The sequence below is a fragment of the Streptomyces platensis genome (assembly GCF_008704855.1).
In the GTDB taxonomy this organism is placed as follows: domain Bacteria; phylum Actinomycetota; class Actinomycetes; order Streptomycetales; family Streptomycetaceae; genus Streptomyces; species Streptomyces platensis.
Window position 1 is genome coordinate 303,517 of sequence record NZ_CP023691.1, and the last position, 14,514, is coordinate 318,030.

General features: G+C 68.8%; 10 protein-coding genes and 1 pseudogene. 6 read left to right on the forward strand and 5 right to left on the reverse strand.

The window, feature by feature from the left end; translation table 11 throughout:
• Nucleotides 1-26: 26 nt before the first annotated feature.
• A complete protein-coding gene (locus CP981_RS01400) occupies nucleotides 27-3,533 on the reverse strand; it encodes an NB-ARC domain-containing protein (RefSeq protein ID WP_085926653.1) in 3,507 nt (1,168 codons plus the stop codon).
• A 291-nt stretch (nucleotides 3,534-3,824) separates the two neighbouring features.
• Between CP981_RS01400 and CP981_RS01405 the strand changes: the two genes are divergently transcribed.
• The 5 genes and pseudogenes from CP981_RS01405 (at nucleotide 3,825) to CP981_RS01425 (ending at nucleotide 8,098) form a co-directional block, all read left to right on the forward strand.
• Entirely contained in the window at nucleotides 3,825-4,088 is a 264-nt protein-coding gene (locus tag CP981_RS01405) for a hypothetical protein (RefSeq protein WP_085926654.1), read from the forward strand.
• 234 nt (nucleotides 4,089-4,322) lie between these two features.
• On the forward strand, nucleotides 4,323-4,544 hold the full coding sequence (locus CP981_RS01410) for a DUF5133 domain-containing protein (RefSeq protein WP_341873706.1): 222 nt from the start codon (nucleotides 4,323-4,325) through the stop codon (nucleotides 4,542-4,544).
• A 152-nt stretch (nucleotides 4,545-4,696) separates the two neighbouring features.
• A pseudogene (locus CP981_RS01415) lies at nucleotides 4,697-5,504 on the forward strand (alcohol dehydrogenase catalytic domain-containing protein).
• Nucleotides 5,505-5,643: 139 nt separating this feature from the next.
• Nucleotides 5,644-6,534, forward strand: coding sequence for an SDR family oxidoreductase (locus CP981_RS01420; protein ID WP_085926656.1), 891 nt, complete (start codon nucleotides 5,644-5,646; stop codon nucleotides 6,532-6,534).
• Nucleotides 6,535-6,949: 415 nt separating this feature from the next.
• Entirely contained in the window at nucleotides 6,950-8,098 is a 1,149-nt protein-coding gene (locus CP981_RS01425) for a carboxylate-amine ligase (protein WP_085926657.1), read from the forward strand.
• Nucleotides 8,099-8,222: 124 nt separating this feature from the next.
• Here CP981_RS01425 and CP981_RS01430 read toward each other — a convergent pair whose 3' ends face one another.
• The 4 genes from CP981_RS01430 to CP981_RS01445 all read right to left on the reverse strand — a co-directional run bounded on the left by CP981_RS01430 (nucleotide 8,223) and on the right by CP981_RS01445 (nucleotide 11,012).
• Complete coding sequence (locus tag CP981_RS01430) at nucleotides 8,223-8,879, reverse strand: 2OG-Fe dioxygenase family protein (protein WP_244329483.1); 657 nt, start codon at nucleotides 8,877-8,879, stop codon at nucleotides 8,223-8,225.
• Between the two features lie 159 nt (nucleotides 8,880-9,038).
• Nucleotides 9,039-10,016, reverse strand: a complete 978-nt coding sequence (locus CP981_RS01435; protein WP_244329484.1) for an iron-containing redox enzyme family protein — start codon at nucleotides 10,014-10,016, stop codon at nucleotides 9,039-9,041.
• Nucleotides 10,017-10,087: 71 nt separating this feature from the next.
• The gene (locus CP981_RS01440) at nucleotides 10,088-10,351 is read right to left on the reverse strand and encodes a CDGSH iron-sulfur domain-containing protein (protein ID WP_085926660.1); all 264 of its coding nucleotides are present in this window, start codon (nucleotides 10,349-10,351) and stop codon (nucleotides 10,088-10,090) included.
• Nucleotides 10,335-11,012, reverse strand: coding sequence for a HemK2/MTQ2 family protein methyltransferase (locus CP981_RS01445; RefSeq protein WP_085926661.1), 678 nt, complete (start codon nucleotides 11,010-11,012; stop codon nucleotides 10,335-10,337). Before CP981_RS01445 ends, CP981_RS01440 begins: the two co-directional genes overlap by 17 nt.
• Nucleotides 11,013-11,432: 420 nt before the next feature.
• Here CP981_RS01445 and CP981_RS01450 point away from each other — a divergent pair, with 420 nt between their 5' ends.
• Nucleotides 11,433-14,504 (forward strand): FAD-binding and (Fe-S)-binding domain-containing protein, encoded by a 3,072-nt coding sequence (locus tag CP981_RS01450; RefSeq protein WP_425282105.1) that lies wholly within the window; start codon nucleotides 11,433-11,435, stop codon nucleotides 14,502-14,504.
• Nucleotides 14,505-14,514 lie beyond the last annotated feature (10 nt).

Sequence of the window (14,514 nt, forward strand, 5' to 3'; positions counted from 1 at the left end):
CCTCCACGAACTTCCGCGGAGCAGCACTAGGACTGCACGTCGCCGCGGATGTCGTAGGCGAACACACCGCTGTTCGAGGCAACGTACAGGGACGTGCTCTGCGGGGAGAAAACGCAGGCAGCCAGGGTGGACTCAGTACGCATCAGGGCTGCTGGTTCGCCGCTGGCAGTGCTCCACAGGCGGATGGTCTGATCGTTTCCGGCGCTGGCGATCCACTGGCCATCCGGGCTGACGGCCAAGGATTTCACCGACGCAGTGTGCCCCGGCAGGAGACGTGCGGGCTCGCTGGCGGCGGCGTTCCACAGGCGGATGGTCTGGTCGTTTCCGGCGCTGGCGATCCACTGGCCGTCCGGGCTTGCTGCCAAGGCGCTCACTGGCGTGCCGTGCCCCCTTATGGAGCGCAGAAGTTCACCACTCGTCGGGTTCCACAGGCGTAGGGAGCCGTCGTCTGCCGCGCTGATGAGAGTCGCGCCTTCCGCGGTAACGGCCAGGGCGCGTGTCTGGTGGCCGTGTCCGGTCAGAGCGTGCCGGCACGTGCCAGATGCCAAGTCCCAGATGCGGATGGTGTTGTCGCTGGCGTCGGTGGCAATCCAGTCGGCGTTCGGCGCAACGACGAGTGCCCTTGTCCACTGAGTAGAGCCGGTGGACAGGGGGGTGAGACATGTGCCGCTGTGTGCGTCCCAGAGTCGCAGGTTGCTGCCGATTCCAGCCGTGACGATCCGGTCGCCATCCCGGGTGATGGCGACCGATCGGATCCGGTCCGTGGGTCCGGTGAAGACTTGTCGAAGCGTGCCGGTCGCGGCATTCCAGGTGGTGAGGGTGTGGTCGGCGTCCGCGGTGACGAGCCAGGTCCCGTCGGGGCTGACCGCGACGTCCCAGACCTGGCTGCCGCGGCTGACGGCAGGCGGTGACGGGGCCAGGTCCCATACGCGTGCCGTGTCACCGGTTCTGGTTGCGGCGGCGAGCCACCTGCCGTCCGGGCTCACACTGATTGCTCCGACTGGGCTCGTGTGGCCGGTCAAGGCGCGCGGGCCGGCATTACTCGCGAGGTCCCAGATACGGATGGTGTGGTCAAGGTCTGCCGTGGCCAGTCGCTGTCCGTCAGGGCTGATGGCGAGCGCGGACGCCCGCCTTCTACACCGCGTCAGCAGGCGGGGGGATACCTGGCGTGGGGCGTGCATATCCCAGATGCGGATGGGGGGTTGATGTTCCTGGGTGGCGAGCCAGCGGCCGTCCGGGCTTACCGATAGTACGTCGGGGCGGCATGGCTGGTGTATGTCCTCCGCATGGTGCCGGGTGCCGGAGACGAGACCGCGAATGGTGACGTGGACGGTGTCGTTTTGTTCGGCGATCCAGACGTCTTCCCCACTGATGGCGAGTGCTGCCGGATTCCAGGAGTAGCTGTTCCTGTGCCACTGCTGAAGCTGCTCACCGTCGCGGAGGTCCCACAGACGTACCCTTCGCGTTTCCGTGCCGGTTGCGGCAATGCGGGAGCCGTCCGGGCCGATCGCGAGAGCGCTGACGGGCCCGGACTGGCTGGCAAGGGTACGCAATAGCCTTCCGGTGCTGACTTCCCAGACATGGATGATGCCGTCTGCATGCCCGCTCGCCAGTCGAGTGCCGTCCGGAGTGATCGCGGCCGCCGTCAGTGTCCCGGCGTGTTCAGTCAGGTCCAGCACGAAGCAGGGATCGGGCAAGTCGGGCGGGGTGTACTGGTCAACGAGGATCGTTCCGCTCCGGGGAAGGGACGCTGCCTGGGCGCGCCAGGACGGGACGTTCCCCAGTCGGCTGTACAGGATGTCGTCCAGGAAGTGACCGGGCTCCGTGGGGGACAGCAGCGGAGCGGCACGTCCCAGCTCCTGGGCCATGAGACGGGCGGAAGGCGTAGCGATCAGTGAGAGATCGTTCAATGGGGCCGTAGGGCCCCGCTGGTGCAGGCGCGCACGGATCCATCGGAGGTCGGACGCCACCTCCTCGGCTCGGATGGCCAGCCCGCCCTCGACCATGTGCTCGATCAGGTGATCAAGAAGATAGCCGTCGGACACCTCCCACCATGCCCGTACCCGCCCCGTACGGGAGGGGGGTGCGGGAGCCCAGGGGACATCGTGGGCAATCGCGTCGATGAAGCAGGCATGAACCGCGGGCAGTTCTGGATCCAGTTCGCTTCGCAGATAGTCGCGCACCACGTCGTGAAGAGCGATCGTCCCGCCGGCGGTCTGCGCGTCGAGACTGAGCAGGGACAGGTCAGCCATCTGCTTGCACAATGCGCGCGCCTCCATCTCGTGGAGGCCGGCACTCGCCTGCCACAGCCGACAGACGAGACTGACCGGGACCGTTTCGTCCTCCGCGAAGATGCCGAGCTCCGCGAAGCGACGACCCCCCTCGGACGGCAGCAGCGTGGTGGCGGCCTCGATACTGGCCCGCACCGCCTGGTTCCTGCGCTGGGGATCGTCAAGGTCCAATGCGGCCACGGGCTGCGGCACGCCATCGATTGCGGATGGGCCCCGATGTTGCAGCCGTTCGAGCAGGCGACGGGCGGCCTGTGTGAGATCGGCGCCCGTGGCAGCCTGCCCCGCCAGCCACTGGTTCGCCATACGCAGCAGCAGCGCCCAGCGCCCGGTCACCAGCACCAGGTCCTGGACCAAAGACGTCGCCAACTCCGGCAGGCCATAAGTGAGAACAGCTTCCGCTTGTTTCTGCGACATCCGGTCGACTACGATCCGAGCCGCTCCGCCGGGAAGGACTGCCGAATTGCGGGTGGTGATGAGCCTCACGCAGTTCCTGTCGCCCCCGCGGAGGAACGGCGCCAACTGCTCCGACTCCCATACGTCGTCGAGCACCAGCAGCGTACGCGGACGCAGATCAAGCAGGGCTCCTAACCGAGCCCCTGCCTGCTCGGGATCGGTTCCCGCTTCCATGGTGTCCCCCGTGACGTAGCGGGTCACCTCCGCGACCTTCGCCGCGATCGCGGCCCGTCCGCGCACATCGCGGCCGATCGTGATCACGTGCACGCCGCCAGGGAACCGTTGGCGCACCTTGCGGTGCGCACAGACGACGTGGGCCAGCGTGGTCTTCCCGAAACCGCCCGCCCCATGCAGACCGGTGGTGATGCCCACCGATCCACGTCCGCCACGGCGGCGCACCAATGACGCCACCACTTCCGCTTCCTCGCGGTCCACGACCCACTCCGGTATCACCGGCGGCGGGGGAACAGGCGGTACCACCGTCCCGCCTGCGCCAGATTGGGAATGCAGCGTGGTAAGCAGCGCCAAGATACCCGCACCCGCTCCCAGAACGCTCGCCAGAGGATCCGCTTCCCCCCAGCCGTCCCGAAAGGCAGTGACCACCAGCCACACCAGTGCCGCCACCCCTGGTACGGCCAAGAAGCGCGCTTTCCACTTGCCTGTGCCCATAGGGCCATCCTGGCGCCTGCATTTCACCGGCGCCATCAGTTCGGATGCTCGGAGCAGGGGAAAGTGCCATGTGGAGCGCTCCGCATGGTCGCCGCGACCGGCGAACTCGAGGGCGTTCACGGGGGCTTCCCTCGTTACCCGTCATGAACTCATCAGTCGACAGGCCGGCCCCCGAGCCTCCCGACACGAAGGCCCCGGGGCTCATGACGCCTCGGGCCGGCCGGAAGCAGGTGACGGACCGGGTGCCGACACTGTCGCCTTCGACTGGCACTCCGTCACCTATCGGGACTTCGATGTCGAACTCGACGAGCCGGGCATCCGCAACGGTGCGGCGTTGGCAGCGCTGGCGCGGAGCTGGGAGCGCCCCCCGACACCCAGGGCTTCTTTCTTGCCGGCCACTGGGCGGAGCAGTTGTCACTGGCCGTCAGCGCGGGGCTGCCCGCACTCCTCGGGCAGCTGTCCCACCCGGACCCCGCGGTGCGCCGCATCCTTGCCGTGGTGTTGGCCTACACGGAGGCCCTCCCCGACGACATCGTCCCCGCGCTCCGCGCGCACAGCGAGCACGACCTGGACGCGCCGGTCACTCGCCGTTCGGGGCGAAAGCGAGTCCGAGGACTGGCGTGGTGGTCGTGGCTGGCACCGTATGGAGGCACGGGCAAGGCCCAAGCCGCGTAAAGGCTGAGCATGTGGCAGCGCCCGGTAGCGACGACCTGAGGCGTCTGGCCGGGGCCGGCCCGGACGAGCTTCACGTGGGGACTGGGTTCGTGAACAAGGTGGGCCCGCATCAGGGCCAGTGGACCGGAGGCTCCTCAATGCGCGGCCCCGGCACATGAGTGGTCGTGGGCCGGGTACCGGCGTGATTGCAACCCGAGAACATCAGAGCCCCCAGGCTGAGGAGTCGGCATGCTAATGGCCCACCCTGCAGTACTACGCAAGCTCGTAGACGAGTACGTCGTGTTGCAGGCTGTACACGCAGAACGCGGCGACACAGAGACGCGTGGACGAATAACAGAGCTTGCCTGTGCCCTGTGCATATCCACCGGCACCTCCGACGTGGACGCGGCTCTGATCGCCGCCCACCACCAGCTCCCCGGAGCTCAGGTGCATGACGACTCGCTCCTCGCGCCCTGAGCAGACAGGGGAACCGTTTCTGGCGCCCCCAGAGCGGGAACTGTGATCTTCCTTCCCCCGCCACCGCCGACGGCCCTGCGCACACCGACGCCAATTAGGGACAGACTAGGTAATAGCGGCCTGGCAAGGCACTGCGACCCGAAGGAGACGCTATGGGGGCTCTGACCTGGCACGGTAAGCGTGACGTTCGCATCGACACGGTCCCCGACCTCAAGATCGTGGACCCGACTGACATCATCGTTCGAATCACGTCGACCGGGATCTGTGGGTCTGACCTGCACCTTTACGAGGTGCTCGGGCCGTACCTCGATCCCGGTGACATTCTCGGCCATGAGCCGATGGGTGTCGTAGAGGAGGTCGGGCCGGAGGTCACCGCCCTGTCGGTCGGGGACCGGGTCGTCATGCCCTTCAACATCTCCAGCGGGACATGCTGGATGTGCGGCCAAGGGCTTCAGTCACAGTGCGAGACGACTCAAGTCACCGAGCGCGGAATGGGTGCCTCCCTCTTCGGTTTCTCCAAACTCTACGGGCAAGTCCCCGGTGGGCAGGCAGAGTCCGGTACACCTTTGGCCAAGGCAGCCCAGCAGTTCGCCGGCCTGCTGCCCGACGCGCTCGGGGCGAAGATGATGGGTCGAGCCGGCGTGGACAGCATGGCCGCCATCAACACGTTCCGTCGATGCCGTGCGCCGCGGCGGCACCATCTCGCTCATCGACGTGTATGGAGGGGCCGTCGACCCCATGCCGATGCTGACGATGTTCGACAAGCAGATCCAGCTGCGCATGGGCCAGGCCAACGTCAAGCACTGGGTGCCCGACATCCTCCCGCTCCTCACCGATGCCGACGTCCTGGGCGTCGATGAATTCGCCACCCACACACTGCCCCTCGAAGAAGGGCCACGCGCCTACAAGACCTTCCAGGCCAAGGAAGACAGCATGATCAAGACCGTTCTCACGCCTTGAACTGCCCGGGACCGTCCGGAGCGCAAGCCGTACCAGGCCTCACAAACCGGCTGCACGTCACCTTCTCCGCCCGATCCCCGGTCCGTCCATGCGTCGCGCAGGCTCCCCACCTTTCTCATGCCGATGAAGGAGATCTGAAGTGGCAGGCGACAACCGAGACGAACAGAACCCGGTCACGAAACACCCTCAGCCGGAGTTCGAGCAGCAAGACCAGGCCCACCCGGGCTGGACGGGGCCCATGGACCCTCCCCCTGACCACGGAGAGGAGTCCTACCAGGGCAGCGGCCTTCTGGAAGGACGCAAGGCCCTGGTGACCGGCGGGGACTCCGGCATCGGGCGGGCTGTCTGCCTGGCCTTCGCACGCGAGGGCGCAGACGTCCTGTTCACCTACCTCCCGGAAGAGAGCGAAGAAGCCGGCGAGACCTCCCGCCACATCGAGGAAGCCGGACGTACGCCGGTGGCGGTGCCCTGCGACGTCCGCGAGGAGGCGCAGTGCGAACGCCTCGTCGAACGCGCAGTGACGGAGTTCGGCAGGATCGACATCCTCGTCAACAACGCCGCCTACCAGATGTCACAGCCCGACGGCATCAGCGCCATCACCACCGAACAGTTCGACCGCGTCGTCCGCACCAACCTCTACAGCATGTTCTGGCTTTCGAAGATGGCCCTGCCGCACATTCCTCAGGGCGGGGCCATCCTCAATTCCGCCTCTGTGCAGGCATACAAGCCCAGCCCGCACCTGCTCGACTACGCGATGACCAAGGGCGCCATCGTCACCTTCACCCAGGGGCTGGCCCAGATGCTGGCCTCCGACGGCATCCGCGTCAACGCGGTCGCTCCCGGCCCGGTGTGGACGCCTCTGATCCCGGCGACGCTCCCAGACACCACAACCTTCGGCAAGCAGTCACCGCTAGGGCGGCCCGCCCAGCCTGCGGAGATGGCTCCCGCCTACGTCTTCCTCGCCTCGCCGCAGGCCAGCTACATCACCGGCGAGATCCTCAATGCCACCGGCGGCACACCACTTCCTTAGGAGCCCTTTCAGAAAGCCACCCGCCACGGCGTAGACAGAACCGGAGCAAGGAGGCACGCACCATGGTGATGAAGGCTACCGAGGGTTCCGGTACCCACGCTGGGTGTCCGCTGGTCTGTTGCGCGCTCTATGAGCGCGGTGGCTCCCCCGATGCCGCCAAGGCAGCCCGGCGGGCCCCGGTGGATGAGAGGCCGGCGCCGGACCCTCCCGAGTTTCGCTGTGGCGGCGCGAGCCAGTCGTCGCTACACCTCACCTCGCCGGTCATGGAGACGCATGAAACGAGCAGATACGAAGACGAGTCCTGCCTCGTCTGGGCGCCAGAGCCGCTGCCCGAATCAGAAGCCCGTGGACCTGCTCGGCCAGCTGCCCCCCTCGCTCCCTACGGCCGCCCGAATGGAGCAGTCCTGGTGGGGCGATGAACAGCAGGCCCTGCTCCGACTCTGTGCCGGCGCGACATGCCGGCGCCCCGTCCCTGGGCGTGGAGGAAGAGTTCTTTCTCATTGATCCGGGCAGCCGGGCGGTGGCATCGCGAGCCAGCCGGGTGGTGGCGCGTGCCCGGGAAGCGGTAGGTGATCTCGTTTCGGGGGAATTCGATGAGTGTCAGGTTGAGGTGAAGACGCCCCCTTGCCGAGAGGGTGCCGACCTGTACGACGAGCTGGTGACGGTGCGGGGGGCCGCCGCGTCGGCCGCGCAGGCCGAAGGGGTCGGCATCTGTGCTTCCGGTACACCGGTCATCGGACGCGAGGGCCCGGCAATCATTGGAGATCATCCGCGCTACCGGGCCGGCCTTGACCAGTTCGGGACCTTGCTCGACGGATTTGCCATCTGCGCCGCGCATGTCCACGTACACATGCCGGACCGGGAGGAGGCGGTGCTGGTCGGTAACCACCTGCGGCCGTGGCTGCCACTGTTCGTAGCGATGAGCGCCAACTCGCCTTTTCTCAACGCGCGTGACATGGGATATGCCAGCTGGCGCACCGTCATCAGGGGCCGGTTCCCAGCCCTGGGGGCCCCGCCGTATGTCGAGTCCCTGGACCACTATGAGCGGCTTGCCGCCGCCCTGCAGGAATCAGAGGCGATGCTTGATGCCGGCGTCCCCTTCTGGGACGTGCGACCCAATCCCCGGTACCCCACCGTGGAGGTCCGGGTCATGGATGTCCAGGCGGAGGCGGCGGACACCGTCGGCCTGGCGGTGCTGATCCGGGCGCTTGTGTTGACCGCAGGTGCGCTGGTGCGGCGTGGCCACACGGGCCCCGAGACGTGCAGCGAACTGGTTCGGGCCGCCTACTGGCGAGCGGCGCGCGACGGGTGGGCCGGCAAGGGGGTCGACGCGCTGACGGGCCGGGTCCTGCCCTGCTCCGTGCAGGCCGCCCGGCTCGCCGAGTTTGTGCGTCCCGCGCTGGAGGAGCACGGGGACCTCGACCGAGCCATGGGCTTCCTGCGCCGACTCGCCGAGCGGGGCTGCGGCGCTCAGCGTCAGCGGGCCTCGTGGCGCCATCGTGCACATGTCGCGGATGTCGTGGACGACCTTGCGCAGTTGACGTCCGGCCGACGTAGGGCGTGAACACCGTCCCCCCGCCGTGGCGGGGCCCTCTATCGGCGCCCAGCCCGGTCTCCCCCACCACTCACGCCCGGACAAGGAAGGTCAGCCAGGGCATCCGTCGGGACACTGTCGGGACACCTCACTGTCAGGCCGGCGTGAGAGTAGTGACCAACACATCCCGGTGCCCGGGCCGGGGCGGATCCAGCGGGCGGATGGGCGACACGCTGTGCAACGTGTGGCGATCGTCCGACACGAGCAGACTCGCGGGTTCGTCCAGAGTGGCCGAGAATAGTTCGTGCCCGTCCGGAGCGAAGACGGCGCTCCGGCCCCCGGTCGCATGACGGCGGCCGACCAGCAAGGACGAAACCAGTGTCACTCCGTCGCGGTGCCGGCCCTCCGGAGTCGGCTGTCCTTCGCCGCCGGCGGGGGCGACGACCCGGAACGGATGGACCTTCGCGATCCAGCAGGCGGCGGGTTCCAGGGCGCCCGCGAGATCCCCGAGCAGCGTCACGACCGAGCGCAGAAGGGGGTCCGCAACGAACGCGTCGGTGAGCGGATCGAAGTGCCGGTCGACGTCCACGTAGAGCGGGTTGCTCCGGTCCGGCTGCACGAACGGGGTGTCCGGCAACTGGGACAGCTCACCGGTGGCGGGGGTGAGCGAGAACTGTCCGTAGCGGCGCAGTCGGCAGGTTCCGCGTTCTGAGGCGTACCGGTCCCGGGCGAGATCCTCCCAGTGCGTGGCGAAGCGCGCCCAGTCCTCCTCTCCGGCGCCACAGTGTGCCCTCACGGCGACTGCGGGCATGAGATGGACTCCGCTCGAGGCCAAGGACGCGCGCGCCGCAGTCACGGCGGGCGGAGGCTCCTGGAAGCGCGTGATCCCTGCCGGATCCCAGAGGCTCTCGGTGGTCTCGTCCATCACACCCTCCTGTCGTTCTCCGTCCAGCTGATGAGGACGCGGCTTTCAGGTCGCGCTCCGTGCGGGCTCGCGGGCGCGGACGTGCGGCAACGGTGCCGGCAGTGCGCTGCGGTCCTCCCGCCAGGCGGCAAGGAGAGAGGTGGCAAGTCGGCCCTCGAGAAGTGTGGTGGCACCGATTCCGAAGGCGACATCGGGTTCCAGCTCCGGCTCGTCCTTCAACAGAGCGTCGACCACTTCTGTGCGGACGATCTGTTCATGGACGGCGTCCGCTTCGACGTGCTCGTCGTAGAACCTCTCCGCGGCGGGGCCGGCGCCTGTGCGGCGCATGGCTTCAGCGAGACGTCGTGATCCTGGCGAGGAGGTCACCTCGACCGTGGCGAAGTGGCCGATCAGTGCCCCTCGCAGGGACCGGTGCAGTCCCAGCAGGGACATGAGATTGACGAGGGCGAGCGTTTCCGCGGGTGCCAGGTCGAGGTAGTGCCCGTATTCGGTCTCCAGTGCCAGTTCTGCCATGAGGTCGGCGAAGAGCTGGGCGTGGATGTCCTCGGCACGTCCGGCGCCGAACTCATCGAATTCGATGGCGGCCATCCCGGCCTTGGCGCGGCCCCGTAGACGAGGGAGGACCCAGGCATGCGGGTCTGCTTCCTTGAGGTGGTACAGCGAGCGGAGGGCCGCGTACTCCCTCAGCTGCCACAGCCGCCCTTCGCGCTTCAAGTAGTGGGTGACGCTGGTGCCGTCGTCGGCGGCGGGCTCCGTCAGCAGACCGTCCATTGCTTCCCGCACACCGAGCGCCAGGACGTCGGCACGCAGCGCCGAGAGGAATGCCTCTTCCAGGTAGCGCCGCACCACCAGCAGTTCGGGAGCCCATTCATGGTCGTCGTCCACGTGGTCAAAGCCCTGATAGTGCAGTTCGTACAGTACGTAGAGGGCAAGCTGGAGATCCGCCCCGTACGGGCCTTCGCGCCGGACCTCCTCCCGGGTTGGCAGGGGCCCCTCCCCGGTGCGGAGCCACGAGGTCACCATGCGGGACAGGCAGCCGCGCGGTGGCGGAACTTGGGGCCTGCCGGGCCGGGCAGTTCCGAGATCGTCTGTCATCACTGCTCTCCTGCCCGACTCCGGTCCCCTGCCGTGCAGTTGGCGCTGTCTGCGGGAGCGGACGCGGGCTTGCAACGAGTGCGATGGCTGGTGTCGCACCAGGGGTAGCTGCGGCTGCGTCGACACACACAGATCGCGACGGTGAAGCGGCGGGAGACGGCTACCGAACCGTCGTCACCGACCACTTCCACCGGCCCCTCCACCAGGAGCGGGCCGTTACGGACGAGGGTGATGCGGCGCGGACGCTCAGGAGTTCTCGGCACGGATGATCACCAATTCCTCTGCGTCCTGGGCCTCGGCCAGCAGGCCTCGGCAGCGCAGCCAGGCCAGCCGGGAGCGCAGGACCGGGCCGAACGGTATGACCGCGCGGTCGCTGACCGTCGCCCGCAGCCCCGCGGACGATAGCCGCTCCAAGGTGTCCTCGGTGCCGCACAGACCGGAATGAACCATGAGCAGGACGCCCCCGGGACGCAGCGCCCGCGGCGCGGCATCGCAGATACGGTCCACGAGCAGTCGACCGTCGTGTCCCGCGTCCCAAGCGCGGGCCGGCCCCCGGGGCGGGCGGTGTCCGGCCGCGGGTACGTACGGCGGATTGCTGACGAGCATGTCGAAAGAGCGGCCCCGAACCGCCGCGGTCAGGTCGCCGCGGCAGACGGTGACCCGCTGCCTCGAAAGCCACGCATTGACCCTCGTGGTCAGCACGGCCTGCCAGCAGATGTCCACCGCGGTTACCCGGGCGCCACGCCGTGCCGCTCCGACCGCCAGGGCCCCGCTGCCCGACCCCAGATCCAATAGCTCGGTCCCCGCCCTCACGCCCTCGCGGTACAGAGCACGCAGCAAAAGCCGTGTGTCCTCCTGCGGCCGGTAAACACCAGGCAGGACCAACGTACGCGGCCGGGCGAGCGACAACGTCCCCATGCTCATGTGACACCTCCGGCCCGCGAGGCGAGAACAAGCACCCGAGCGATTGCATCCGTGCTTCCCAGCCTGCTGCCAAACCCGTGCGCCGACCACCTGAGCGGCAAGACCGGCCACCCCTACTCGGCGCCAGCCATAGCCCCAGCTAAGCGCCAAGTCCGGCGAGAACGATGCACGGCGCAGCCCACCGCGCTCCCATCAGCCCTCCGGGATCTCCTCCCGCGCACCTTCCCCCGCGGCGCGTCACGCTGCGCCTTCCATCGCTTACGCTGCGCGAGATCCGCGTCGAGACGCGAAAGACGCCATGACGTCTCCGCAGCCCCACCTGGAGCAATCCACGCCGGCCCTAGCGTTAGCTGTGCCCCCGCGGGGGAACGCGTGTCCTGTGGCCGGCTCGCGGCTGCACGCGGACCGGCGGGAGGTGTGGTGGTGGAGCACAACGCAGGCACCGCGGATGGCGGAGCGTCGGGGCTGCATACCGGAGCTCTGCGGCGGGCCCTACGGGCGCGGGTCGACGGCGAGGTCCGTTTCGACGCCGGCAGCCGGGGTGCCTACTCCACCGACGGTTCGAACTATCGTCAGATTCCGATCGGGGTGGTGGTGCCCCGGAGCGTCGAGGCGGGGGCGGGCACGGTTGCGGTGTGTGCGGAGTTCGGGGCGCCGGTGCTCTCCCGGGGCGGCGGGACCAGCCTGGGCGGGCAGTGCACCAATACCGCCGTTGTCATCGACTGGACGAAGTACTGCAACCGCCTGGTGTCGTTAGACGCGGAGCGGCGCACCTGTGTGGTCGAGCCGGGCATCGTCCTGGATGAACTCAATCGTCAACTCGCCGATGTGGGGCTGAAGTTCGGGCCCAAGCCGTCGACGCACAGCCACTGTTCGCTGGGCGGGATGATCGGCAACAATTCGTGTGGGGCGTCGGCGCAGGCGTACGGCAAGACGGTCGACAATGTGCGGCGGCTGGAGATTCTCACCTACGACGGTGCCCGGATGTGGGTCGGGCCCACCTCGGACGAGGAGTACGAGCGGGCCGTGGCGGCCGGTGGCCGCCGGGCGGAGCTGTACAAGGGGGCGCGGGAGCTCATCGACCGTTACCGGGGGGACGTCCGCCGCGGCTTTCCGAAGATTCCGCGGCGGGTGTCGGGCTACAACCTCGACTCGCTGCTGCCGGAGAACGGCTTCGACCTCGCCCGCGCCCTGGTGGGCAGCGAGGGCACGCTCGTCACCGTGCTACGGGCCGAGCTGGATCTCGTCCCGGTGCCGGCGTGCGAGTCGATGGTGGTGCTCGGCTACCGCGACATCTGTGCCGCGGCGGACGAGGTGCCGCGCCTGCTGGAGCTGTGCCGTCCCACGCAGCTGGAGGCGCTGGACGGGCGGATGGCGCAGCTGATGCGCGAGGAAGGTGCCTATCTGGACTCGCTGGAGCGGCTCCCGGAGGGGGATAGCTGGCTGCTGGTGCAGTTCAGTGGGGAGAGTGTGGCGGACGTCGACCAGCAGGGCCGCGAGCTGCTGCGGGAGCTGGGGCGCGACGAGGGCGATCCGTCGGTGGTGTTCTCCGACGATCCGCAGCGTGAGCAGCAGATGCTCAGGGCGCGCGAGGCGGGTCTGGGGGTGACCGCGCGGCCGCCCGACGACCGCGAGACCTGGGAGGACTCGGCCGTGCCGCCGGAGCGGCTCGGGGATTATCTCCGCGATCTGAAGAAACTCTTCGGGGAGTTCGGCTATGACCACCCCTCCCTCTACGGACACTTCGGCCAGGGCTGTGTGCATACCCGTATCCCCTTCGACCTGAAGAGCGCCGACGGCGTAGCCGACTTTCGCCGGTTCCTGCTGCGCGCCGCCGATCTGGTGGTGTCGTACGGCGGGTCGCTCTCCGGCGAGCACGGTGACGGGCAGGCACGCGGCGAGCTGCTGCCGAAGATGTTCGGGGAGCGGCTGGTAACCGCTTTCGGGGAGTTCAAGGCGCTGTTCGACCCGGACAACCGGATGAATCCCGGCAAGGTCGTGACCCCGCGCCGGGTCGACGAAGGGCTCCGGCTGGGAGCGGAGTGGCGGCCGACGGCGCCCGAGACGTACTTCGGCTATCCCGAGGACGAGCACTCCTTCCGCCGGGCGGTGCTGCGCTGCGTGGGGATCGGCAATTGCCGGTCCCACAGTGGCGGGGTGATGTGCCCGTCCTACCGGGCCACCGGTGAGGAGGAGCATTCGACCCGGGGGCGGGCGCGGCTGCTGTTCGAGATGCTTGACGGCCATCCCGATTCGGCCGTCACGGACGGCTGGCGCTCGACGGAGGTGCGGGACGCGCTCGATCTGTGTCTGGCGTGCAAGGGCTGCAAGTCCGACTGCCCGACCGGCGTCGACATGGCGACGTACAAGGCGGAGTTCCTCTCGCACCACTATGCGGGTCGGCTGCGCCCGGCCGCGCACTATGCGCTGGGCTGGCTGCCGGTGTGGGCCCGGCTGGCGCGAGTGGCCCCGCGCCTGGTCAATGCGGCGCTGCACGCGCCGGTACTGGCGCGGCTGGGCAAGCGGGCGGCGGGCGTGGCGGCCGAGCGGGAGGCGCCCGCCTTCGCCGAGCTGAGCTTCGCCGAGTGGTTCCGGGCCCGGGGCCTGCCGCAGCCGGACCCCGCGGATCCGCGGACGGTGGTGCTCTGGCCGGACACGTTCAGCAATCATCTCCATCCCAACGTGGCGAAGTCGGCGGTGCGCGTCCTGGAGGACGCCGGTTTCCGGGTCGCCGTCCCCGAGCGGAGCGTGTGCTGCGGACTGACGTGGATCTCGACCGGGCAGCTGCGCACGGCGAAGCGGGTGCTGCGCCGGACCGTCGAGGTGCTGCGCCCGTGGCTGGAGGCGGGCACGCCGGTCGTCTCGCTGGAACCGTCGTGCACCGCGGTCTTCCGCGCCGACGCACCGGAGCTGATCCCGGGGGATCTGGACGTCCAGCGGCTGGCCGGGCAGGTCCGCACGTTTGCCGAACAGCTCGTCCATCACGCCCCCGAGGGCTGGCAGCCGCCGCGGCTCGCCCGGACGGCCATCGTCCAGCCCCACTGCCACCAACATGCCGTGCTCAAGGACAAAGCCGACCGGGAGCTGATGCGCCGGGCCGGGCTGGAGACCGAGGTCCTGGACGCCGGCTGTTGCGGCTTGGCGGGCAACTTCGGCTTTGAACGCGGCCACTACGACCTGTCGATGGACATCGGGGAACTGGGCGTACTGCCCGCCGTGCGCGAGGCGTCGCCCGGTGCGCTGGTCCTGGCCGACGGCTTCAGCTGCCGTACCCAGATCGCGAGCGGCGGTACCGGCCGGGGCGCACTGCACCTGGCCGAGGCGCTGGCGCTCGCCCTCGACGGCCCCGCACCCGCCCACTATCCGGAACGGCTCGCCGAACGACCGCGGTCCGAGGCCCGCGACGCCCGCCTGGTGACCGCCGCAGCTCTCGCTGTCGCGGGCGCGGCGGCGGTCGCGGCGGGTGCGGCGTTCCTGCGGCGACGCACCTGACCAGCAGAGA